Here is a 25,368-nt window from a genome sequence, read left to right on the forward strand (position 1 = left end):
TACGGCTCTCCTTTTTTAAGCGTTGAGATCGGTGGAAGATGCAGGAGCGTTGTCAGACTTACCACCGTTAAGCCAGTCGATGCGCGCAGCCGCGTGACGTCCGCCAACAAGCTCCATAAAGCGATCTTCAAGATCTTTGCCCTGAGCAACTTCTTCAAGAGTGCCAGAAGCTGCAACATGACCTTCGTTAATAATCGCCACGTGCGAGCACATTTTTTCAACCAATTCCATAACGTGCGAAGAAATAATCACCGTTCCGCCAGTAGAAACATACTCGGCAAGAATATCCTTCAAATTTGCGCTAGAAACAGGGTCAACTGCCTCAAAAGGCTCATCGAGCACAAGCACGCGCGGGCTGTGAATCATAGCTGTTGCAAGGCAAATCTTCTTCGTCATACCAGTTGAATAGTCAGAAACAATAGTATTTGCAGCTTCTGTTAAGTCGAAAGCAGAAAGCAAGTCGTTTGCACGCTTTACGGATTCAGCACGGCTCATATCGCGAAGCATGCCAGCGTAAGTTAAAAGCTGAAGTCCAGTAATCGTCTTAAAAATCTCGTCTGCTTGAGGCATTAAACCGATTGCGCGCTTAGCACTATTTACATCACTCCAAACGTCGTTGCCAAAAATCGAAGCCGAGCCAGCATCTGGCATAAGCAAGCCCGTAAGCATTTTAATCGTAGTAGTTTTGCCAGCACCGTTCGGACCTACCAATCCGTAGAAAGAGCCTGCTGGAATGTCTAAAGAAAGATTATCTACAGCAACTTTTTTGCCAAAAGTCTTAACAAATCCGCGAATAGAAACCGCCGGAACTTCTTCGTTAGTAGCGTCGTAAGCGCTTGCGCCAAAAACTGGAATACTGCCAGACATATTTGCAGAAGGAACAGAATCTACCATAAGAACCTCGCAACATACAGATAAACGCACGTATTGCGCCACATTATGCGCAATCGCACGTTTACACCAAGGCTTCTATTATCTCATATCTTGCGTATAAACACACTACGAGATTGCATAAATTACAGCAAGCACAGTAGAGATTCGAGATTTTTCGCACTGAATGAGATGAACCTCAGCATCTTTGATGGTGATTCATCGAATGAAGAAGAAAAATCGAGAATCTCGGTGATAAAAACCACGCAAAAGTTTTAGATATCCAGAAGGTTTGATGTATTTCTCTACGAGCAATAAATAGCGCCATACTGAGGCCTTGGAATATTAACGTTCATAAGACCCCCGTAAAGGAGCGCGTCACTTGCGAGGAGAGAAATACTCAAACTTCGCGCAATACCAAGTAAGAAATAATGCGCTATAACACGCGAACGTAGGAACACCCAGCCCTCCTACACACCAAACAGGAAGTAGCGCAACACCAAACAGAGAATTTCGCGCGCTCGCTCCGATTTACCGCCCCGTGTGATGGATCGGCTTCCACTCGCTCTTAGAGAACACAGCTTGGAACGCAATCGGCACGTACGAAAGCATAAAAATAGGGAAGCTGAGTGCGTACGCAAAAAGCTCTTTGTTAGTGGCTCCAAGCTTATCGTGTTCTACAAGAATGGTAAGCGAAACAAACACCATCATACCTAAAACGCTTGTGACAGTAGTGGTTATAAAGTTAAGCGTCGAGTCAATCTGGCTTGTCCAAGTGACGAATCCAAACGCGGCAAAAATAAATCCGAGTATGAGTCGCACAATCGCAAGCACCATAAACGGGCATAGCATAAGCGTAAAGTCAACTGATGAAAAATCGCGCTCGCGGATTCCGTGACGTATAAGAGCTGCTCCGTAATAGCGGAACACTTGCAAGAATCCTTTACTCCAGCGCAGCCTCTGTCTCCAGCTTTGCCTAAACGATACTGGCTGCTCGTCGTAGAGAACCGCCGATCCGCAATAACCAACTTTGTCTCCGTGCAAAATCGAGTCCATTGTAAACTCAAGGTCTTCTGTGAGCAAATGGAACTTCCACCCACGATTTCTGTGCATGATTTCGCGCGAAAACATGAATCCTGTTCCGCCTGCATGGCAGCTAGACCCAAAAAGCATGCGCGAATTGTTGGTAAATCGCGATTCGCGTATAAACCACAATGCCGACCCAGAAGACACCCAATTATCCGATAAGTTAACAGAATTTCTGTAGCTTGTTAGAATCTGGTATCCTGCGTGGAATCCTTTGTTCATCTCTTCAAAATAGTGCAAATCCAGCTTATTATCGGCATCGAAAACAAAGTACGCGTCGTAATCTTTGTCTTTTCCAAGCTCCATTATGTGATCCAGCAGGTAGCTTAAAGCGTAGCCTTTGCCAATATGCTGCTTATCGAATCGCTCTATAACATTGCACCCGTACTCTCTTCCAACTTGCGCCGTGCTGTCGGTGCAATTGTCGGCGACTAGCCAAATGTCGATTAATTTTTGATCGTAAGTTTGGGATTGTATGCATTTTATGAGGTTTCCTATTACAGCCTCCTCATTGCGCGCGGATATTAGAACAGCGTAATGCTTGTCCATTGGTGCTTGCGGAAACACAATAGGCTTTGCTACAAGCGACGCGACTGCGCAAACACCTTGATATACAACGCTACTTACGCCAATTATGATTACTAAAACGTCGAAAATAGACAAAAGAATCATTTATTCCACCCACTTCGTGGATTACTATTTGTGTTTGTTGCTTTTTTATTTTCGTTTTTATTTTCGTTTGGAATTGTACCAGATTTATTTGTTTTTGACTTTAGTTGTTCCTTATCTCGATCGGTTGCTGGCGACTTATCCGAATCTGAATTTTCTGCGCGTTTTTTAGCAATACCCTTATTTACAGCGTCTAAAATATCGCGTGAAATTGCCATAGTTTCAACATACCCAGAATCGTCAACTGAATTTTCATTTTCAATAGTTTCGTCTGAAGAATTATAGGCTTGCTTATACCAATACATAATGTCTTCGTTAATAGATACTCGAGATGAAGAGCCTTTCATAACTCTAAGCACACTATCTTTAACAGGTTTAACAAAACTGTTTCTTATCGCTTCAACACTTGTAACCATAATTGATTTACGATTAGGCTTTGGATCGTCCATTAAAGGTGAAGAAACTAGATTGTATTGTTTTGTACAAACTTTGAGAATTGCCTGCAAACTAGCGGTTACTGGAAGTGCTAAGAATGCACCGAGAGCACCAAACACGGCACCCATAATCAACACCGATAAAAAGGCTACGGCAGGATTTAAGTCCATGGTTTTTTCGGAAATCTTAGGGGAAATCACCATGTTTTCAATCTGCTGATAAATTGTCACAAAAATCAAAACTGCTATAGCTGATCCAAAACCGTTAGATCCCCACGCAAATAAAATTGGTAGTGCTCCACCTAAATATGTTCCTATTGTCGGAACAAATTGCGAAACGATTCCACAAAACAGTGAAAGCGGAAGCCAATATGGAACATTCATGAATATTAGGAAAATCGCAGTACCCGTTGCGTTAATAGCTGCCAAAATTGTGCGCGAAAATAGGAAGCTTGATATCTGCTCCTGTACAACGGACCAGATAAATAAAAATCGCCTCTGAGACTTAGGATTCAACAGCCTACACACACTTCTGCGCATAGAAGGACCAGCTGCAGAAATGTAATAGGTCACCATAAGAATAGTGAGCAAATCAAGCAAAACCGCCAATAATCCCCACGTTGTATTAATTGCTTGTCCAGCAAAATCTACAACCCAGGAGGTTTGAACGTGTTTAAGAATTTCCATGCCGAGTTGCTCAATGTTTGGCATTTTGAAACCAGTGGAATTTAGTACAAAATGGGCAAACTGGTTGTATAAATCAGGTAGACCTAAAACCATGGAAACTGCTTGTTGCACAAAAAGATTACCAAAAAGCACAAGAAGCAAAATAACTATTGCAAGCAACCCAAACAAGCTTGCCAAAGATGCAAAAGCTCTACTCCACCCGTGTTTTATGAGCCGCACAACAAGAGGTTCAATTGCCAACGCTATAAAAATGGATACTACAACATCGAAGACTATAAAGGCGATATTTCCCCAAGCAAACCACACAAAAATCGCTACGAACGCTGCAATAACAGCATACATAAGCGCGCGGCTAAGCCAATCTGGCGGGCGCCTATCATCCCCTTTGGCTGGGAAAATCGCGGCTAAATCAAGCTTTGCACTTGTGCCGTGATTATCTATACTGCCTTCATGTTGTTCTTTATTATTCATAAAATACATTGTACTTTATAGCGTGAGAGCACGAACCGCTTGCATGTTTTGTGCATATAAACACAAATGAGTAGCGTGTAACACAATCGTAACCAGATAGTCGAGTCGCTGAAATCCAAAATCTTATGCAACAATCTAAACTATTTACTGAGATTTTTACGAAAGGATTGTGGCATGACCGCTTTACAAACTAAAGAAGATGCCGAAGCTTTGATTAAGCAAGAAGGCATTGAATACGTATCAGTTCGATTTACCGATTTGATTGGCGTTCAGCAGCATTTTACTGTGCCTGCAAGCGAGTTCTTAAACAGCGCGTTTACTGATGGAATGGCTTTCGACGGCTCCTCTATGCAAGGATTCCAAGCTATTAACGAGTCCGACATGAAGCTTATTCCAGACGTAGACACCGCTTACATTGACCCATTCCGCAAGCATAAGACTTTGAACGTTGCTTTTTCGATTGTGGATCCTGTAACAGATGAGCCTTATTCTAGGGATCCTCGTCAGGTGGCAATTAAAGCCGAAGCCTACTTAAAGGCAACTGGTATTGCCGATACCGCAAGCTTTGCTCCAGAAGCCGAGTTCTTCATTTTTGACAAGGTGCGTTTTGCAAACGACATGCAGCGTTCCTTCTACGAGGTTGATTCCAACGAAGCTCCATGGAATTCTGGCATTGATACCGAAGATGATGGCAGCAACAACATTGGTTTTAAGAATCGCGTAAAGCACGGCTACTTCCCTGTGCCACCTGTTGATCACAATCAAGATTTACGTGATGACATGGTTTACAATTTGCAGAAGGTCGGCTTGATTCTTGAGCGTTCTCACCACGAAGTTGGCGGCGCAGGTCAGCAGGAAATCAACTACCGCTACAATACGCTTGTTCATGCTGGCGACGACTTAATGAAATACAAGTACGTTGTTCATGAAACTGCTGCTTTGGCTGGTAAGGCTGCAACATTTATGCCAAAGCCAATTGCTGGCGATAACGGCACTGGCATGCACTGCCATCAGTCGCTTTGGAAGGATGGCAAGCCATTGTTCTATGCGGAAACTGGCTACGCTCAGCTTTCCGATATTGCGCGCTGGTACATTGGCGGTTTGATTAAGCACGCGTCTTCTGTGCTCGCTTTTACAAATCCTTCGCTTAACTCTTACCACCGCCTTGTTCCAGGCTACGAAGCTCCAGTCAACTTGGTTTACTCTGCTCGTAACCGTTCTGCAGCTATTCGTATTCCTCTTGCTGGCGAGGCTCCTTCTGCTAAGCGCATTGAGTTCCGCGCTCCGGATCCTTCCTGCAATCCATTCTTGGCGTTCTCTGCTCAGCTTATGGCTGGATTAGACGGCATTATGAACCACATTGAGCCTCCTGCTCCTGTTGATAAAGATCTTTACGAGCTTCCTCCAGAAGAGCACGACGGCATTAAGCAGGTTCCTTCTTCGCTTGGTGAGGCTCTGCAAGCTTTGGAAGAAGATCACGACTTCCTTATGCAAGGCGATGTGTTTACTAGCGACTTGATTGAGACTTGGCTTAATCTAAAGCATGAGGAGATGGATATGGCTCGTTTGGCTCCAACGCCACTCGAATATGAGCTTTACTTCCATATCTGATATTTGTGATTAATAAAATCCCCCGCAAGAAAACTTGTGGGGGATTTTATTTTGCATTCGTCTTTTATTTTAAATCGCAAAACCGAGTGTTCTAGCAGCTGTTACAGGAACAGCCTCATCTGCCCAATAATCTTCAAGATTTTCATCTGTAGAAAGCGAGCGCATCTCAGCACGATCAATATAAAGCTCTCCGCGTAAATGATCTGTTTCATGCTGGAAGATTCGCGCTGGCCAACCATGCAAACGTTCAGAATGCTGCTTACCATCTTCATCTTGCCATGTAGCTTGAATATCTAACCAACGCTGACGAACCGCCTGATATCCTGCAACACTCAAGCATCCTTCGTAAAAACTGCGTGTTTGTGTTCCGATTGGTTCATAGTGAGGATTTATAATCGCCCTAAATGGCAATTCTGCAATATCCCTAGGATCATCTGCATCGTCTCGAACATGGTCTTCTACAACAGCAATTGCAAGACCTAAACCAATTTGTGGAGCAGCTAAGCCAACTCCTGGTGCATCTAACATGGTGCTGTGCATAAGCGAAATAAGCTTGTTAAGAGTAGCACGTGTTAGCTGACCGTCGTAAGCCACTGTTCGTTGTCTTAACACAGGCTCTCCTGCTTGAACTATAGATAGCACGCCATCATCTGTAGCGGAATCTAAAAGGCGCTCCACCGCGCGGCTAAGCTTAGTATCAACACTTGCGTGATGCGTAAACATAGGGCTCCTTTACCAAGTCTAATTCTACAAAACTTCTAAAGTAATTTACAAAGCCAACTTTGACTATTGTTGCTAAATCACATACATTCAAACAACAATACCAAAAGGATTAGTATATCAAGGTTATCTGCTTTTTGTAGCGATTCACAGTGTGTCGAGATACAAAAAGCTGAAATTCTCGCGAGAATATCGCTTGCGCGCTACAGCTTAAGATTATCCGTTACAACTTGCGCGAGTCGTGCACAAACCTCATCTGCTTGCTCTTGCGTCGCGGCTTCACACATAACGCGCACAAGTGGTTCTGTTCCGCTTGGTCGAAGAAGAACGCGCCCCGTATCTCCCAAAAGCGCGCTTTCTTTTTCTACCGCTTTAAGAACAGCAGCATTAGTTTTAGACGCCATCTTATCTACATTCGGCACATTGACTAAGCATTGCGGAAGCTGAGGGAAGTCGGCAGCCATTTGCGAAAGCTTCTTTCCCTCGCGCACAACCTCGCGACACAGCGTAAGTGCTGTAAGTGTGCCATCTCCCGTGGTTGCAAACTCGCGATTAATCACATGACCCGACTGCTCACCGCCAAGAGAATAATCGCCTCTAAGCATCTCTTCTAGAACGTAGCGGTCTCCGACGCTTGTTTGAACAGTGGAAATACCCATGTCTTTTAGCGCAAGCTTTAATCCAAGATTGCTCATTACTGTAACAACAAGAGTATTGTGATTCAGCTTTCCTTCAGCTTTCTTAGAACGCGCAAGAATGCCCATAATTTGGTCGCCATTAACCATGTTTCCATTTTCGTCTACAGCTAGGCAACGGTCTGCATCACCATCGAAAGCTACTCCTAAATCGGCCTTAGATGCCTTAACCATAGCTTGCAATTGTTCTGGATGTGTGGAACCAGCGTGGTCATTAATGTTGTATCCGTCTGGAGAAGCGTTAATTACTATTACTTCTGCACCTGCTCTGCGCAATGCTTCTGGTGCTACTACAGACGTTGCACCATTTGCGCAGTCTGCCACAACTCTTAATCCCGAAAGAGGTTTTGGACGTGTTGATGTTTCGCTGTTTAATGGAGCAACAGAAGAAACAAGATGATCAATATAAAGATTTGTAGCTGTAGTAGTATCGTGGCTGATTCGTCCAACGCCGCTGCCTGTAGGACGCTGCCATTCTTTTCCTAAAACAGCCTCAATCTCGTCTTCTTTACTATCTGGAAGTTTAAAGCCTCCGCGTGCAAAGAACTTAATGCCGTTATCTGGCATTGGGTTATGCGAAGCAGAGATCACAGCTCCCATTTCTACATTGAGCACAGAAGTTAGAAAAGCCACGCCAGGAGTTGGTATTATGCCAGCATCGATCACATCAAAACCGCCCGCACTCATTCCAGCAGCCAAAGCCGATGCTAAAAAGTCTCCAGAAACTCTAGTATCTCGTCCAACCAACGCTCTGCGTCGAGCATGCATTTTCTTTCCTGCATCTTCGTTATGCGACTCGCTACTATGCGTTGTCTCGCCTAAAACACGTACTGCAGCATCGCCTAAATCTAATGCAAGCTGCGCGGTTAAATCTCGATTGGCTAATCCCCTAACACCATCTGTTCCGAACATATTTGGCATAACCAGCCTCTTTCGTCTAACTAATAGTCATTGCTATTTACACATTTTGTATATTATCTACAAATAATCTTGTAAACACACGCTGTTCATCATTTTACCCTGCATGCCACTAAACGCGCCACTGACCACTAGCATAATCTTATTTCTTATTTGCAATTAACTTTGGTTGAATTACGGGCAATCGGAGTAATCGCTACCCTGAAATCACTACTTGCAACAAGACATTGATAATCAAAAAGCCACTTAGCAAACTAAGTGGCTTAGAATTTGTACCCCCTAAGAGAGTCGAACTCTTGTTGTCAGATTGAAAGTCTGGTGTCCTAACCGTTAGACGAAGGGGGCTTTAACCAAACCATATGATATTAACACTCATAAACTCACATAGCAAATTACGGCGTGTTGAATCATTTTGTCACTCATTTAGCAACATAAGTCAAATCGTGAATTTTTCTACCTGCTTCTAATCCTTTACGCTCAAAATTCGTCAAAACCCTACCTTCAAATCTTACAGATTCCGCGAAATCAGCGTGAGGCAAATCTTTAGCATCTTGAGCATTGCCCTTGCCAACATGCTCAATCGGCAAACTTACTTGTAACTTTCCAGTATTTTCAAAATCTTCTCGTTCATCCATAACTTCATGAACATGTAGTGCATAATCCTCAATATCCGTAGCAATTCTCCAAATGCCTTTATCAATAAGTGCATTATGCACCGCATCCGCCAAAGAAGGCTGTACAATCCTACGCTTGTGATGTCTCATTTTAGGCCATGGATCTGGGAAGAAAGTCCAAACTTCTTTCAAAACACCATTAGAGCATGAAGCTAGAAAATCAGGTGCATTAACTTGCGCTATTCTAAGATTTTCTACACCCTGTTTTCCAGCTAATAGCATTGTGTGTGCCACTCCTGGATCATAAACTTCTAGTGCAAGAAAATTAGTATTTGGATTTGATTCGGCTGCGGCTACAATATTTTCGCCCTGACCAGATCCTATTTCTACAATAAGAGGATTCGAATTACCCCAATTTTTAGCAACCCAGTTGGAGTCTACCAACAAATCGCTTTTTACACGTAAAGACCCTAAACTATCTTCAACATTTAATAAATATTGGCTTGAATATCGCTCTTTTGCACGCTCAAGACGCGCGTCCAAACGAGCAGACCTTCTTACAAAAGAAAGAATTACTCTAGCAGAACCATTGTCTTTATTATCTTTATTGTTTTTATGCTTATTCATACCATTCAATTCATCAGATTCCAAAATATTGGATTCTAATTCGTCAGATTGCAAATTTATTATTTGAGATTCTTTCACTTTATTCCACTTCTATTCACATAAAATTGTTCAACTACGACTCATAATATCAACTCATCGTATGGTATCAAAGCAGCGAAACAGGGTGAGGATGGATAATATAGGTAAGACGCAAAAACAAAAAAGCGCTAGAAGCAATCAAACACTTCTAACGCTTATTTTGACAGTGGCTCCGAGCGGGATCGATCCGCTGACCTAACGATTTTCAGTCGTTCGCTCTACCAACTGAGCTACAGAGCCAAGATGAATAAAAAACCCGGCGAACCGGGTCTCCTACTAATCGCGACCCCGGCCGGACTTGAACCGGTGACCTCCGCCGTGACAGGGCGGCGCTCTAACCAACTGAGCTACGGGGCCGTGGCTTTGTTCTCTCGAACAGCCGAGTCACTATCTTACAGAATCCTGACAGAAAAGCAAGCTCCAAAGCGTGTTCGGCGTGTTGCAGCTTAAAATCAAGCAAAAACACAGCCTCATTCCAAATTATTCCAACTCAATCGCACCTGTACAAAGCTGATAATATTCTCCGCGCTTTGCCAACAGCTCCTCGTGCGAACCACGCTCAATAATCCTGCCATGATCTAATACCATAATCACATCCGCGTTTCGCACTGTAGAAAGCCTGTGGGCAATAACAAACACAGTACGATCTTGCATTAAAGCATCCATTCCGCTTTGAACAAGCGCTTCTGTGTGCGTATCGATTGACGAAGTAGCTTCATCTAAAATCAGCACAGGAGGATTCGCAACAGCAGCTCGCGCAATAGCAATCAGCTGTTTTTGGCCCTGCGAAAGTCCTTTCCCTCCATCTTTGAGCTGCGTATTATACCCTTCTGGCAGTTGAGAAATAAACGAATCTGCATGAGCTAACTTTGCTGCAGCTATGCAACTTTCATCACTAGCATCAAGACATCCGTAGCGAATATTGTCCATTATGCTTCCGCTAAATAAACTAATGTCTTGCAAAACTGTAGCAACCGCATGACGTAAATCATTTTTGCGAATATCACGCACATCAATTCCATCGTACAAAATTTGCCCATCGTTAATGTCGTAAAAACGAGTTAACAGATTAGCTATTGTGGTTTTGCCAGCGCCTGTAGCCCCTACAAGCGCAACTTTTTGTCCAGCGCGAGCAAACCAAGTAATATCATGTAAAACAGTTTGATCAGGCTTGTACCCAAAAATCACATCTATAAAACGTACGTCTCCTCGAAGCAAAGTATAGCGACCATCTTTAGAAGTGCGAGCATCTCGCTTTGCATGACACACAATCTCTTGAGCCATTTCACTTAAGTTTTGAGCTCGCTTTTTGGCTTTAGTGCCATTATCTTGCTTTGATCTTTTCCAAGCCCAATAAATATTGCTTCCTTCAGATTTTTCGTCTACTTCTTCAAGCACATCAAATGCTGATTTTTCTTCAAGCTCTTCAGCAGACTGAAGTACACGCACTTTAACTAATTGCACACTGCCAGAATCAAGTTCTGGCTTTTCATCAAGTAACTCAAAAATACGAGAAGCTCCTGCGAGAGCCATCATAAGTGCGTTAGCTTGCATTGTAATTTCGCCAATAGGGTTAATAAATGCGCGCGAAAGTGCCAGCAAAGATATAAGCGTACCTAATGTAAGAGTACTAGATCCAGCTAATCCCAGCGTTGGCAAACCAGCTGAAGCAGCCCACGCACCAAATAAAGCAATTAATACATAAAGCAAATAGCTTGCATTGCTAATAACAGGCATTACATTATTCGCATAAGAATTCGCACTTGCAGAAATTTTTTGCACTTTTTCTACACAATTATCTAATTTTTCAATAGAATCTTCCTCATGATTAAAAATTTTAATCACTTTGCTGCCAGTTGCAGATTCTTCAACAAACTCATTTAACTCGCCTAATGCATGCTGGAATTGCTCAAATAAACTGCCAGATTTCTTTAGCATAAAACGCACTAAATAAAGCAATATTACAGTAAATATAGCTACAAAAACTGCAACCGGAAGCGATAAGCACATAATAGATATAAACGCTGCCAAAATTGACATTAGTGCAGAAAAAGAGTCCGGAAAAGCCCACGAAATTGCGTTACGAAGAACCTCAGTATCGTTTGTGTAACGGCTCATAATATCGCCGTAACCTTGAGAATCTAAGTAACGCAACGAAAGCTTCTGCTGATGCTTAAACATAGAATCTCTTAAATCACGCATAACACTTTCAGATATATTCGCAACAAGCCTGCTCCAAAGCCAAGAACAAAACACGCCAACAGCGTATACACTTGCCATCAGAATAATCATGCGAATAAGAGGCATCCAATCCTGATTATGTTTGCCGACAAGCGGAAGAATATACAAGTCAACAAGAGATTGCAAAAACACTGCACTTACAGCTTGCACAATTGCGCTAACTATTATTGATGCAATAATTACGCAAATTTTAACTCGATACACAAGCACATAAGAGGCAAGTCTGCTAAGAGTTTTCCAACTAATAGCTGAATCTTTTTTAGAAGAGTGAGCCGTTTTATTATTAGACATTGTCACTTAGCTCCTTCTTCTTTAGTTGCGCTAGTTATGCGACTTTTTTCTTGAGAAACTGCCATATTTCTGTAAATTTCACAAGACTTAAATAATTCATCATGCGAACCTTTAGCAACAACACGACCATCTTTAAGAACAACAATAATATCTGCATGTTCAATTGAAGATATGCGCTGAGAAACGATAATTTGCGTAGAATCAGGCATAAACTTTTTCAAGCCATCGCGAATTTTACTATCCGTTTTCATATCAACCGCACTCATCGAGTCGTCGAGGATTAAAATTTTCGGCTTCCTCAAAAGTGCGCGCGCAATGCACAAACGCTGTCGTTGGCCACCGGAAACATTCTTACCACCCTGGTCAATATGCGTATTGTAGCCGTCTGGTAAATCTTTAATAAACTCATCAGCGCAAGCAATTTCGCAAGCTTGACGCAAGTCATCATCGCTTGCTTCCGCTCTACCCCAGCGAAGATTTTCTGCAATTGTGCCACTAAACAAAATATTTTTTTGTAGAACAAAACCAACTTCTTCACGCAAACTAGAAGAATCGTAATCGCGAATATCTTTTCCGCCTACAAAAAGAGTGCCAGAAGTTACGTCATAAAGTCTTGCAATTAATTGCACTAAACTTGATTTTCCAGATCCCGTCGCACCAACGACGCCAACAGTTGCTCCAGAAGGAATAGATATATTTATATCGTGTAAAATTTCCTGTTCTGCTGGAGTGGATTCATCTGTATTATCTGATTGAGGATAGCGTAGCGAAACATTTTCAAAACGCACAGAAGCGTCCGAAAGTTTAGTAAGCGGATTCGAAGAAACAGTCTCAGTATTTTTAGATTGCAAAACCGCTGCAATTCTACGCATAGAAGCGCGCGCAGTTACAGACATAACAAAAACTGCGACTAAATTCGCTAAAGCAAACAGAATTTGCAAAACATACACAACTAGAGCGGCAAGATTTCCTGTTGTTAAACCAAAAGCAGGATTATTTCCTGAAGCCACAATTTCGTGCGAAGCCAACCACGCAATAAGTAGCATGCCAGAATAAAAACATAAGTTAAACAAAGGAATACTACAATTTAACACATACTCAGCTTTAATAAAATAATCATAGATTTTATGCGAAATACGCATAAAACGACTTATTTCATAATCAGAACGCACATAAGACTTTACGACGCGAATATTATGCAAATTCTCGCCAACTCTATTATTCATCTCGTCAATCATTCGATAAATTCGAGAAAATGCTGGAGCAACTATACTCGCACCAAAAACGCCAATTGCACCAACAATAGGCACGAATGAAAGAAAAACCCACGAGATAGCAGGGCTAATTGAAAAAGTAAACCACCAAGCAGTGATGATAATCATAACGCTGCGAACACCAGAGCGAATAATCATTTGGTAAGCAAATTGCACATTTGACACATCGCTAGTCATACGCGTAACAACAGTGCCGCTAGAAAACTTATCTAAATCAGAAAAACTTAAACTTTGTAAGCGTGAAAACATGTTGTGACGTAAATTTTTACCGAAACCAGCACTAGAATGCGCGCAGCAAATACCAGAAATAATTCCTGTAATCATTGCGATTGCGGCAAAAATAAGCAATTGCAAACCATAATATTGCACATCTTCTTGAGAACGTGACATAATGCCAAAATCAATAAGATTTGACATTACTGTAGGGATTGCAATTTGCATAGCAGCTTCAACGAGAATAGTAACAGCCGTTAAAACGCCAAGAAAACGGTACTTTTTTAAAGATGACAGAATCGTACGCAATGCGCGAGGAGGATTATTGCTAATTTTTCGTGAATTGTTCTTCGGCTTCTCTGCCATTGCATCCCTTCCCCTACATAACGTCATGTGTAGGTTTAATAATATCACTTCTTCAAATACATATTTGAATTATTGCGCATGGCGCATTTCCGTATTGAGTTACTTCATTACCAAATGCATAAATAGATGAATCTTTGACATAGTAGTATACAGACAAATCACATACGAAAAAGTGCTTCTACACATTCAAATTATAGACAACGATTGATTTCATCTTATAAAAATTATACAATGAAAGAATGTATATTCGCATGTATAAAGAGGTACTGTCATGAATATAAAAAAGCTATTAATAGAATACTTACTTGCTCAGTAGCATTATCCATGTCTTTTTACTACCATTGCAAGTTCAAGCCAACACCCAAGAATAAACTTATGAGTAACACAAAGATAGTTGGCGCTGTAGCACAGCAGAAAGGCATTCGTGTCGACTTGCAGTGAGAATTTCCACATTAATATCAACAATTATGTGAGGAACAATATGAACAGCAAACACGTAGTTCTACTGCCAATAACGCTGCTTTGTTATATTTCGTCAGCTATTTATTTCTTTAAACAATTGAAGGACTTAAAAGACGATAACACTTGTATTAATACTGTTAGTCTCACCATTCAAGCATTCGTCCTATTAATATTACTAATCTATCTTTTATATTTATGCAAAGAAAAAACATACCCAACTGTATATCGTTTAGTTACAGTATTTATGAGCATAGTTAGCATAATTCTTTTGACAGTTTGCAATACAGATGTTACTAGGTTAATTATATTTAGCTTAACATGTGTATATGTATGCATTCTTATAATCGTCCGCAAGCATTGTTAAATATATCGTATGAGTGGCGCATTCAATAGGATTACGAAGCGTCACCTTCACCAACTGCTCGATCCTTGCCGTAGATTGATGGAATAAAACGCTCTTGATCGTGAAGCTTTTCCCAAATTACAGGAGGATCGCTTGGATTTTCCAAAGATTTCGGAACGTCAATAATTCGCTGATTACTAGAGCCGCGGAATTGCAAAAGCGAATCATGCAAATCCTTCATATAGCGGCCGTCAACAAGAATATCAATATATTTCAGCAACTCAAGCTTATCAGGCGTCTCCCCCGGTCGCATAAGCTCTTCCCAAGTGTAGCCAGTCCAACTCCAAATATCCTTCGTATTGCCAAATTCGCTTCGAATACGCTCACATAGTGGAATCAATATGCCAGTATTAAGCAACGGCTCTCCGCCAAGAAGCGTCAAACCTTGAACATAAGGCTGCGCTAAATCTTCCATAATTTGGTCTTCGAGCTTTTGAGTATAAGGGTGACCAGCGCGAAAATCCCAAATTGACTCGTTATAGCATTCAACGCAATGGAATGGGCAGCCAGAAACGTAAAGCGAGCAGCGAATTCCCTCGCCGTCTGTCATAAGAAATCGCTTATAATCCGCCACCATTCCCTTGCTCATGCGCTCACTGGACCACTGCCCTGCGCGAGGATTGTTAGAAAGAGAGGTTGGAATCCACGGTCCACGGTTAACATCTGATGGTGCAAAATCATGTAAACTTATGCGAGCCATAGTCCACCTCCTCTAGATTTAAATATTTTATTAAATAATCTTAAATAAACTTTTGTTAAATTATATTAACTTTTGTTAAATAAAATAAAATCCAGCCGTCAAAAAATGCGATTAACATTTTCTAACGGCTAGATATATTGCATATCACCAAATAATAAACACAAACTAAAACGCTATTTCACGCTATTCCGCTACTACTTGGTCTCCTCGTACCATTCACGAGACTCACCGTTGTTAAGAACAACATGACCAGTTTCGCCAGACATGTGCTTAACGCGATGAGCGATTTCCTCGTGACGTCCGTGAACCATTGGGCGCTGAACAGGATTACCCAAGTAACCGCAAGTACGTTTAGTAACATTGCACTTATCTGGGTCACTGTTTCCACACTCTGGGCAGCGGAAGCCCTCTTTAGTCGGCTCAAAATCGCCCTGGAATCCGCAAACGAAGCAATGATCGATTGGCGTATTCGTACCCAAGTAGCCAATGCCAATCTTATACGCATAATCCCAAACAGCCTCCAAAGCCTTAGGATTCGCTTGCAAGCACGGGAACTCACAGTAGTTAATAAATCCGCCAGAAGCAAGATACGGGAAGTCAACCTCGTAGCGAAGCTTCTCCATAGGAGTTGGCTGCAACCAAACCGGATAGTGGAAGGAATTGGTGTAGAAGTCGTGATCGGTAACGCCTTCAATACGGCCAAACTTCTGACGATCCATGCGGTTAAAGCGATCCGTCAAAGACTCAGCAGGAGTTGAGTAAACGGAATAATGGTAGCCTTCAGCTTTTGACCACTGCTGGCAAAGCTGATTCATACGGCGAACCATAGAAAGCGCAAATTGCTTGCCATCCTCATTCCAACTGTGATCTTGCATCCAATCCTTGCCAAAGAACACGGATGTAGCCTCATACAAGCCAATGTAGCCCAAAGACACCGTTGCACGCTCGTTGCGGAACAGCTGATCCACGCTTTCGTTAGCTTCCAAACGACCAAAAGCACCGTAGCGGAACAGCGTTGGAGCATTCACAGGGGTTGCCTGCTTGCAACGCATAATGCGGAATCGTAGAGCTTGATGAGCCACTTCCATACGCTCATTAAAAAGCTTCCAGAATCGGTTCACGTCTCCATGAGACTCCAGCGCAATACGCGGCACGTTAACCGTTACAACGCCAAGGTTCATACGACCGTCTTCCACATCTTTGCCAGTCTTTGGATCAATCCAACCCTGAAGGAAGGATCGGCAGCCCATAGGAGCCTTAAAGGAGCCAGTAATCTTAATAATATTCTCGTAGAACACAACATCTGGATACATGCGCTTAGTAGAGCACTCAAGCGCAAGCTGCTTCAAATCGTAGTTCGGGTCGCCAGCATCTGCGTTTACACCATGCTTAATAGTAAACACAAGCTTAGGGAAGATAGCAGTATGACGGTCTTTACCTAATCCACGAATGCGATTAAGCAAAATAGCGCGCTGAATTTCGCGAGCAAACCAAGAAGTACCCAAGCCAAATCCAACAGTTACGAACGGAGTCTGACCGTTAGAAACGCGGTTGGAATTAATCTGATATTCCATAGTTTGCATAGCATCGTAAATCGCCTTACGCGTCATAATCTTTGCGTAAATTTCACGAATCTGATCAAGCTCACTCAAGTTTTCATCAAAAGGAGTGTCGGCAGGAAGCGGATCCCTATCCGAACAATGAAGATTCTTAGGCTCCTGAGCTTTCAAACCGTCAATCATATCTTTGGCAACTTCGATCGGCGTAGAATCAGGAATCATGGCATGAGCCATAGCAAGATTCTTATCGTAATCACACTTAGCGTAAGGCTCAAGCATCTCGTCTGCACGATTAACTGTTTGACCGCCGTATTGAGCGCCTGCAATATCCTTAATAATCTGCGTAACCTGAGTTGCAGCAGTGCCAATAGACTTTGGGCTATCCATCATTGCGTTTCCAAGAGCAAATCCCTTAGCGAGCATATCACCAAAGTCTGGAAGCGAGCAGTTGCTCATGCACGTAAATGGCGAATAATCGGCATCATGGAAGTGAATATCACCCTTCATATGCGCGTTAGAAACTGCATGAGGAAGCATAGAAAACGCGGAAGCCTTGGAAACAGCGCCTGCAAGAAGATCGCGCTGAGTGGCGTAAACGTTGGAATCCTTGTTGGCGTTTTCGCGAACAAGCGACTCATCTCGGTTTACAAGACGATTCACAGCTTCGTTAATATCGGTTGCCTTAGCGCGGTCAATATCTCGATTTAGACGATAGCTTGTGTAGCAACGCGCAACTTCGTAAAGGTGATTTTCAATAAGACCATGCTCGACAAGAGTCTGAATATCTTCAATCTTCGCAGGTCCATTGTAACGATCCTGAATTTCAGCTTCTATATGGTCCGTAATATCGCGAATCATCTGCTCTTCTTGAGGACCGACTTCTTTGCGCAAATCCTTAAAAGCGGCTTTGATTGCCATAATAATGTTCATTTGATCAAAATCGACAACGCGACCATCACGCTTTTCGACCTGCACACGAGACTTCTTAGAAGAATCACTATCAGAGATAGAATCAGCCATTTCTACATCAACATCGCTTAGCTGCGATTCTAAAGTCATGTCTTCTAAAGTCGTACCAGAGACCTGCATCCTACAGACCTTTCTTACATCTACAGTTTATTTATCCTGTTATCCATCCTGTTTTGAATAATGACCATTATTCAAAACAACTTGCTCAACTATAACCCAACCTCTGCACAATATCTAGGGAACTTTATTCAAAAAACAAACTATATATAGTGATTTTGGATATTTTCGCGATTTTTGAGGCGTGTCTCGATGCAATCCGAATATATATGCATTCCGTTATCAAGAAACACGCACTAAACTTAAAAATCGCACAAATTCGTGGCACTTTGATATATTGAGTCACGTGGAACAGACAGCTTTTCAACATGCAGAAGAATTTGGCTTCCAACCTGGAGATATCGTACAGCAGTGGCTGTGGGACGATGACGTTGACGATGCAATCTGCGACAATATCGAAAATCTTACTGGAGAAGATCTGGTAGATGAAGATTACGACTCATCTGTTGACGGCGTCATTATTTGGTGGCGCGATGGCGACGATGAGGATGAGTTGGCAGACACGATTATGGATGCCACAAACATGTTAGACGACGAAGCTCCAATGTGGGTTCTAACGCCTAAGCCTGGTCGCGAAGGCTCTCCAAGCTCCAGCACAGTGCAATCCGCTGCTAAAACAGCTGGCATGAATGCTGCAACTCCTTTAACCGTAAGCGAAGATTGGAACGGAATCCGCTTGCGCGCATTCGGCAAGGGTCAGAGCAAGTAGCGCAAATAGTCGGCACTTAGTTAGTTGACGGGTTTTGTACCAAATTTGACCCAAATCACGTACATTCTCGGGAAAAGTTGACGCACTTTGTAGAGATTTACGGCGTGTTGAACAACAAAAAGCGGAAAACAACTCCGCACTTTGTACCAAATTCGACCTAAGTCACGTACATAAAGCGTAAAATCGTTCGCGCGCTACACTATTCCTCACGGCTATTAGTAGCCGTTCGGCTGATTTGGCTTAAACATAAAGTCCACTGGACTTTATGTTTAAGCCAAATCACGCTTTGACTGAGCTTGAAATTGCATAACGCATTTCAAGCTCAGTCAAAGCGCAAACTCACTACATAAGCCTCGCTCGGCCAAAGACCAAACGAGGCTTATGAGTATTGCTATAAGCACTAGTAAAGCTAATCAACCAGCAGTAAAGCACCAGCCAAGCTAATTAGCCTAAAGCCAAGCATTAATCGCGATTAGCGTGCTTTGCGCGCATGCGACGAGTTACAAACGCTCCGCCGATTGCAGCAATCATAGTTGCCATCAATCCAGTAGTCGCAACGTTTGCACCAGTCGCAATGCCTGCATTTCCGCGAGAACGCATGCCCTTTATAACGCGGCTACGAACAGCTGCACGCACTTTTGCTGCATTAGCTTGAGCATCAGCAAACGCTTTGCGCGCATCCGCAAGTTTAACGGCAGCAGCGTCAACTTGCGCTTGTGTTGCATGCGGATCGGCAGCAACGCTCTTAGCCTGTGTCAAAGCTTCGTCTAGCATAGCAGCAGCCTGCTTAACAGCAGCATCCGCCTGCTTAACTTCTGGCGAGTTTTCCACAGCGTTGTTTACAGCCTTGTTGTCAACACCTGCATTGGCTGCACCAGTGGTGCCTGTGCCAGCGCCAGCGCCAGCGCCTTGCGCACCTGCACCACCCTGGGCATTTGGAGCTGAGCCAGCGTTTGCATTACCAGCACCAGCATTGCCAGCGTTGTTAGAACCAGTGTTACCGTTACCAGCATTGCCCGGCTGCAAATCAGACTCAGCACTATCAATCTGAATATTCAACTCGCCCTTATCCACAGTAGTAGGCGCGTTATCATTCACACCATGACCTGCTTCAGAACCAGAGCCAGTATTTCCAGTTCCGGTATCACCCGAACCGGTATTACCAGTTCCAGCACCAGTTCCAGCACCAGGTGTTGGCAATGGGCTTGGAATTGGGCTTGGAGCCGGCTTCAAATCATGCTCAGCCTTCTTCAAATCCTCAGCAGCCTGATTCACCTGATCCTGAGTTGCATTCGGATCCTTATTCACTTCGTTAGCGTGATCCAAAGCGTGATCATAAGCCTGCTTCTTATCTGAAGGAGCATTCGTATAATCATCAGACTTCTTCACATCACCACTATTCGCAATCTCATGCTGCAAACCACTCTTATCAACTGAAGGAGCTGGAGTTGGAGCCGGCTTCTTACCATCCAACGCAGTCTTAGCAGTAGTAATAGCCTGAACAGCGTTAGCAACATCATCAGCCGTAGCATCAGTCTTAGCTAACACGTTTTGACCATCACTAATAGCCTTATCGTAAGCACCCTGCTTATCAGTATTAGCATACTTATACGCGTCAGAATCCTTCACCTGCTCAGCAGCATCAACAAGAGCCTTCAAACCAGTCTTATCAACCGAAGGAGCCGGAGTTGGCTTTTGTTCCTTACCATCAAGAGCCTTAGCAGCATTCTGCAATGCAGTCAATGCATCATTAACAGCTTTTTGCTTCTGTTCTTGAGTCTTTGGATCCTCATCAGCAGCTAACTGTTTCTTGCCCTCAGCATCCGCAATTGCATCTTCAGCCGCTGCAAGTGCCTTGTCGAAAGCAGTTTTCTTATTACCAGAAGCATTCTTGTATACAGGCTTATCCGTCAAAAGCTTATCTTTGTCGACTTCAGCTTGTAATGCAGTTGTATCAATGCCGTCAAGAGCCTTGCGAGTATTCACTAAGTTAGCAAGAGCAGCACCGATTGCATTCTGCTGAGCTGCAGCATCAGCACCAAGCGCAGTTGGATTCTTTGTTGCATTTTCAAGAGCAGCCTTTGCAGCAGTTACTGCAGCATCGAATGCTTCCTTCACATTCTTCGTTGCATTCTTGTATACAGGCTTTTCCTTCAAAGCAACATCATCAGTGTACTCTTTTCGCAAGTCTTCAGTGTACAAATCAACACCCTTAACAGAGCTATCAAGGCCTTGCATAGCTTTAAGCAAATCATTGTACAAAGCGTTAGCACCGTCAGCGTTAATATTGTCGCTGTCTGCGCCATCAACCTTATCTAGTTGAGTGTTTGCAGCCTTCAAAGCAGCATCGAAAGCAGATTTCTTATCTTCAGTGGCAGAAGAATACTTTTGATCTTTATTATCCTTCTTAAGCTTGTCTGCACTCGTAGCAAGATCAGCCAAACGCTTCATCACACCGTTCAAGTTCAACGCTTGCTCAAGAGCATCATCGATGTCATCCTTGCCAGTAGACTTTCCAGCTTCATCAACATGATCAGAGGCATCAGTGCTATCAAGAAGATTCTCATAATACTGCTTTTGAGCCTTGTTCAAATGCTTAAGATCAGCAATCTGCTTCTTAGCATCCTCAATCTTTTGATGCTTTTCAGCTCGGTTAGCAATACCAGTTGGGTCGCCAAGCCTTGTTGAAGCATCGATTGCATCATTGTACTGCTTCTTTTCCTCTGGAGAGAGATTAGTCTTATTGACACGATCATGAGCAGCTTTCTTCTCTTTAGCAAGTTCAGAATTTTGATCGTTGGTGATACTAGAAGTATCGCGCTTAGGCGTATTATTCTTGATATCTTCCTTAGCAGCATTAAGCGAAGTATCTACGCCATCAATATCCTTCTTGATTTCAGAAGGCTTAGTTGCTTTGTTAACAGCAGTCTTAGCATCATTGATTGCTTTAGTGGCAGCTTCATACTTATCTTTAGCTGATTTCTTTTGCTCGTCAGTCAAAGCATTATATGCTGCATCAAGTTCTGCTTTCTTAGCTTCAAGCTTCGCAATACCAGCATTCTTGGCATTCTGCTCGTTACTTGTATTCTGTAGCTTGGCGGCGTCAAGAGCATTCTTAATCTCTTCTGCAGTGGCATCCTGCTTTGCAAGAGCAGCTTCCAAAGCAGCGAGCGTTGGATCCTTAGCAGGAGTTCCATGAAGCAACTCGTTCAGAGCAGCATCCTCAGTGTGAGTATCTGCGGTGTTGTGCTTATCGTCACCAGTACCATGGTCGAGGAACACAAACGTTGCTTTTTGTGCTTCTTCCTTAACGCCCTTAAGTTCATCTGCTAGCTTTGCAGCATCAACAATCTTCTGGACGTCTGCAGGAGTCTTAACGTTTTCACCATTAAGCTTATCCTTAAACTCCTTCTTCTCTGGTTCAGACAAATGAGTAAGAGCATCGATTGCTTTCTTGGCAGCTTCTTTAGCAGCGTCGAGCTTCTGCTGGTTCTCAGCGTCAGTACCATTCTGATTACCGCTTATTTCACCCTTAATCTTAGGATCATTAGAAGTTGAGTTCTGATTTGCTTTCTCTGCAGCTTCCTTCAAAATCTTTTGAATGTCTTCAGCATTAGTTGCTTTATCAATACGCGTATCAAAACCTTCCTTATCTTTCTTAGTCAGGTTTGGATTACGATCGATTGTCTCCTTAGCTTGCTTTCTCATCTCCTTAAGCTCATCGTCGCTAAGCTTTGGAGTTTCTTCCTTCTTCTTGTAGCTAATAGCAACGGCGAAAAGCTGCTTACCATTCTGATCCTTAAATACCATTGACTTATAATCATCAGCATCACCAGTCTTACTGGAAGTAACTGACTTGATATTATCGTCAGCAATTTCCATGTTAACAGTGCCAGACTTTGGAGTTAAATCAGTAGGTAAAGTTGTAGGGACAGTATTAGCATTGAATTTGTCGCTATTATCGTAGTTAACTTTTACGAACGCTTCCACAGCCTTCTTGAAATCATCTTCAGTAGGCGTGGCTGGATTATCAACAACAACATCACCAGCAGAATTGTAAGTAGGATCAGCATGCTTTGCTTCACTCAGCTTCTTAATAAGCTCACGAAGCTCTTCGGCATCAGTCATCTTATCAATAGCTTTATCAGTTATTTCATCTTTATTTAAACCAGCTCTTGTAAAGTCAGATTTAGTAAGACTTTTCTTTTCATTCAAAAGCTGCTTAGCAAGCTCTCTCAATTTTTCAACGGTGTTATCCGTAGGATTCTGCTGAGTACCCTTTTTAACATACAAATCGCTAGATTTAATGGTAAACAACGTCGTTGACCTTTCAGAAGACCAATCGCCACCATTATCATCATCAGACCATGGGTGGCCAATCACCTGGATGCCAAAGTCATTGCCTACTATACTAAACGAACTCATTGGTCCAGCATTATCACCACTTGCCAAATACGAACCCATATTTTTTGTATTAGCTTTTGGTTTCCAATTTGCAGCAACAGCAACATCGCTCGTAACATTTTGCAAATCAGAATCGGAAACATTATCATAATTGTCTCTTACAAACTGCTTTAGTGCCTTAATAGCATCTTGAGCAGTTGGCTTATCTCCATCAATCTCAATTTTTCTAACGTTATATGTGAATGTATTCTTTGCTTCATCTGGGTCAATATCAGTCTTGCTCGTAGGTGTCTGAGGCGTAGGATTCTGAGTACCAGTTCCAGTTGACTTCTTCTTATAGAAGATGCCGATTGGATACTTTCTATCTTCATATCCGTCGGCTTTGAAAGTCACAGTACCATCCGCAATACTAATCTTTGCAGAAGTAAGAGTTACAGTCTTATTACTATCACTTGCGTCCTTAGCAGTTAAATCTTTCAATGCTGTTTCAAGGTTGGTAAGTTGATTCTGATCAACTGTTGCAGTCTTATCAAATGGATCGAAAGTAACTTCCACAGGTGTTGCTGGTAAATCAACCGTAAACTCTTTGGTAGTTTGCTTTTGCTCAGGCTTTGAAGATTGCGTCTGCTGCTTCTTCAAGAACTGCCAAGCAGGAATGGTAGTTTGTGAACCATCTTCCCAAGTAATTACAGCATTGTTTTTGTTATCAAACGTTACAGGAGACGTATTATGGTTATGCTTTTTAGCAGCTTGATAAACAGGGAAACTCTTATTTGCTTCATCAAATGCCGACGCAATAGCAGTCTTTTGCTTTTCAGTTAAAGCCTTAGATGGGTCATCTACTTCCGTAGGAACTGGAACGCGATACGGCGCCCAATCGGCGATAGTTGCTCCCTGATACACCAAATCTGTAGAAGGAATAGTAAGCTCTGATCCATCAGCATAAGTAACTTTTGCGCTGCCGTCTTCTTGAACGCGAATTTCATACTGGTTATTAGTTTTCTTCACATTTTGCAAGAAGGCATTAGGCTCAGAACCACCATTAGCATTAATGATTGCCTGAGTTACCGCAGTTTTTTCCTTAGTGGTAAGATTCTTCAACTTCACTACAGGAGTGCGAGCTGGAAGCGTTGGCTTATACTTGTCTTTATCTGTCTCGTTCTTTAATACCAATAAGTTAGCTGGCATAATGCGCTTAGTGTTGTCTGTAAAAGTAATAGTCGCATTACCTTTAGCATCAACACTAATGCCGTCTTTTGCTACCAGCTTATCAAATAAGTTTGGATTTTTTGTATCCGCACTCTTGTTAACATCCTCAATAGCCTTCTTAACTGCTTTCTGTTCATTCTCATCAAGCGAGCTAAGATCCTTTACAGGCGTCGGCTTAGGATATTTCAATTCCAAATTATCCGCAATCTTCGGTGCACGCATCGTGGTACCTGCAGCGTAACGCCATTTACCAACACCACGATAAATGCCTGCAACAAACAATAGCGGCTTCTGATCGCGCTGCTTCCAAGCATCATCCGTCATTTCTGCTACATACGACATTTCATAGTAGCGTTGACCAGCAGACTCCCAGTCAGCAAAAATACCTTGGAGACCGTTAGCATTACCGTCCTTATAAATATCCCACTGACCTTTGGTATTACCTGAATTATCGTAATCTTTCTCATTCTTAGTAATACCGACCATACGCTGCCAACCCTTGCCATCGATGGTCTTGTCACTACCAGAGTAATAATCGCGTGAAACACTGTGTTTCCACTGATCTATGCTATTATACGTGTGGTCGCTTGCTACAACATAGCCTTGCCTTGAAGCATCTTTCAACTTTTTAGCGCCAGGAGTAGCTGGACTAGAAGCCTCTTGAGTTCCTCGCTCATTCCTTACCAAGCGAATTTGAGAAATCGTATCTGCTTTCAAACCATTTGGCACACCAAACCACCAAGTCGGTCTTAAAGCCCACTTATCTGGTTGTTGATTGGCATCCTCAGGATTATTAGAAGTATATTCAACGCGCACAAACTTACCAAGCGGATCAACACCATCGTTTCCACCTTTAAGCGCGTCAGCCTTAGTTTTATAATACGTTACTTTAATAAGCAAACGCTCTTTACTGTAATCAGCGTCAGCTTTGTAGCCGTAATAAACGCGAGCACCGTCACCACTCACATAAC

At 42.7% G+C, this 25,368-nt stretch carries 13 protein-coding genes and 3 tRNA genes; 2 read left to right on the forward strand and 14 right to left on the reverse strand.

From position 1 onward, the window contains the following. Nucleotides 1-15: 15 nt before the first annotated feature. From ACJV45_RS05075 to ACJV45_RS05085, 3 genes are all read right to left on the reverse strand, one after another. Complete coding sequence (locus ACJV45_RS05075; RefSeq protein WP_419397792.1) at nt 16-894, reverse strand: ABC transporter ATP-binding protein; 879 nt, start codon at nt 892-894, stop codon at nt 16-18. 507 nt (nt 895-1,401) lie between these two features. After that, nucleotides 1,402-2,628 (reverse strand): glycosyltransferase family 2 protein, encoded by a 1,227-nt coding sequence (locus ACJV45_RS05080; RefSeq protein ID WP_004115768.1) that lies wholly within the window; start codon nt 2,626-2,628, stop codon nt 1,402-1,404. Then, nucleotides 2,625-4,217 carry an AI-2E family transporter gene (locus ACJV45_RS05085; RefSeq protein ID WP_419397793.1) on the reverse strand — a complete coding sequence of 531 codons (1,593 nt, stop codon included), beginning with the start codon at nt 4,215-4,217 and terminating at the stop codon, nt 2,625-2,627. The genes ACJV45_RS05080 and ACJV45_RS05085 overlap by 4 nt, the downstream gene beginning before the upstream one ends. 174 nt (nt 4,218-4,391) lie before the next feature. Between ACJV45_RS05085 and glnA the strand changes: the two genes are divergently transcribed. Continuing rightward, a complete protein-coding gene (gene glnA, locus ACJV45_RS05090; RefSeq protein WP_019261314.1) occupies nt 4,392-5,828 on the forward strand; it encodes a type I glutamate--ammonia ligase in 1,437 nt (478 codons plus the stop codon). Nucleotides 5,829-5,897: 69 nt separating this feature from the next. On the opposite strand, the gene ACJV45_RS05095 is transcribed toward glnA, so the two are convergent. The 10 genes from ACJV45_RS05095 to nrdD all read right to left on the reverse strand — a co-directional run bounded on the left by ACJV45_RS05095 (nt 5,898) and on the right by nrdD (nt 18,078). Continuing rightward, the gene (locus ACJV45_RS05095; protein ID WP_004112219.1) at nt 5,898-6,551 is read right to left on the reverse strand and encodes a peptide deformylase; all 654 of its coding nucleotides are present in this window, start codon (nt 6,549-6,551) and stop codon (nt 5,898-5,900) included. 200 nt (nt 6,552-6,751) lie between these two features. Then, nucleotides 6,752-8,164, reverse strand: coding sequence for a phosphoglucosamine mutase (gene glmM / locus ACJV45_RS05100; protein ID WP_020761951.1), 1,413 nt, complete (start codon nt 8,162-8,164; stop codon nt 6,752-6,754). 270 nt (nt 8,165-8,434) lie between these two features. After that, nucleotides 8,435-8,506 (reverse strand) — tRNA-Glu (locus tag ACJV45_RS05105). A 74-nt stretch (nt 8,507-8,580) separates the two neighbouring features. Then, on the reverse strand, nt 8,581-9,480 hold the full coding sequence (gene trmB, locus ACJV45_RS05110; protein WP_020761950.1) for a tRNA (guanosine(46)-N7)-methyltransferase TrmB: 900 nt from the start codon (nt 9,478-9,480) through the stop codon (nt 8,581-8,583). A gap of 167 nt (nt 9,481-9,647) precedes the next feature. Next, nucleotides 9,648-9,720 (reverse strand) — tRNA-Phe (locus ACJV45_RS05115). Between the two features lie 43 nt (nt 9,721-9,763). Then, nucleotides 9,764-9,837, reverse strand: a tRNA-Asp gene (locus tag ACJV45_RS05120). A 123-nt stretch (nt 9,838-9,960) separates the two neighbouring features. After that, on the reverse strand, nt 9,961-12,012 hold the full coding sequence (locus tag ACJV45_RS05125; protein ID WP_020761941.1) for an ABC transporter ATP-binding protein: 2,052 nt from the start codon (nt 12,010-12,012) through the stop codon (nt 9,961-9,963). A gap of 2 nt (nt 12,013-12,014) precedes the next feature. After that, entirely contained in the window at nt 12,015-13,865 is a 1,851-nt protein-coding gene (locus ACJV45_RS05130; RefSeq protein ID WP_419397794.1) for an ABC transporter ATP-binding protein, read from the reverse strand. An 857-nt stretch (nt 13,866-14,722) separates the two neighbouring features. Continuing rightward, nucleotides 14,723-15,430 (reverse strand): anaerobic ribonucleoside-triphosphate reductase activating protein, encoded by a 708-nt coding sequence (gene nrdG, locus ACJV45_RS05135; RefSeq protein WP_419397795.1) that lies wholly within the window; start codon nt 15,428-15,430, stop codon nt 14,723-14,725. 194 nt (nt 15,431-15,624) lie between these two features. Then, on the reverse strand, nt 15,625-18,078 hold the full coding sequence (gene nrdD / locus ACJV45_RS05140) for an anaerobic ribonucleoside-triphosphate reductase (protein ID WP_004112200.1): 2,454 nt from the start codon (nt 18,076-18,078) through the stop codon (nt 15,625-15,627). A gap of 283 nt (nt 18,079-18,361) precedes the next feature. On the opposite strand from nrdD, the gene ACJV45_RS05145 reads away from it, so the two are divergent. Further along, nucleotides 18,362-18,784: a DUF3052 domain-containing protein gene (locus tag ACJV45_RS05145; protein ID WP_004112197.1), complete on the forward strand. Its 423-nt coding sequence runs from the start codon at nt 18,362-18,364 to the stop codon at nt 18,782-18,784. Between the two features lie 462 nt (nt 18,785-19,246). On the opposite strand, the gene ACJV45_RS05150 is transcribed toward ACJV45_RS05145, so the two are convergent. Further along, nucleotides 19,247-25,363 (reverse strand): MiiA motif-containing surface protein, encoded by a 6,117-nt coding sequence (locus ACJV45_RS05150; protein ID WP_419397796.1) that lies wholly within the window; start codon nt 25,361-25,363, stop codon nt 19,247-19,249. Nucleotides 25,364-25,368 lie beyond the last annotated feature (5 nt).

The organism is Gardnerella lacydonensis, assembly GCF_048545055.1.
GTDB classification, from domain to species: Bacteria; Actinomycetota; Actinomycetes; order Actinomycetales; family Bifidobacteriaceae; genus Bifidobacterium; species Bifidobacterium vaginale_C.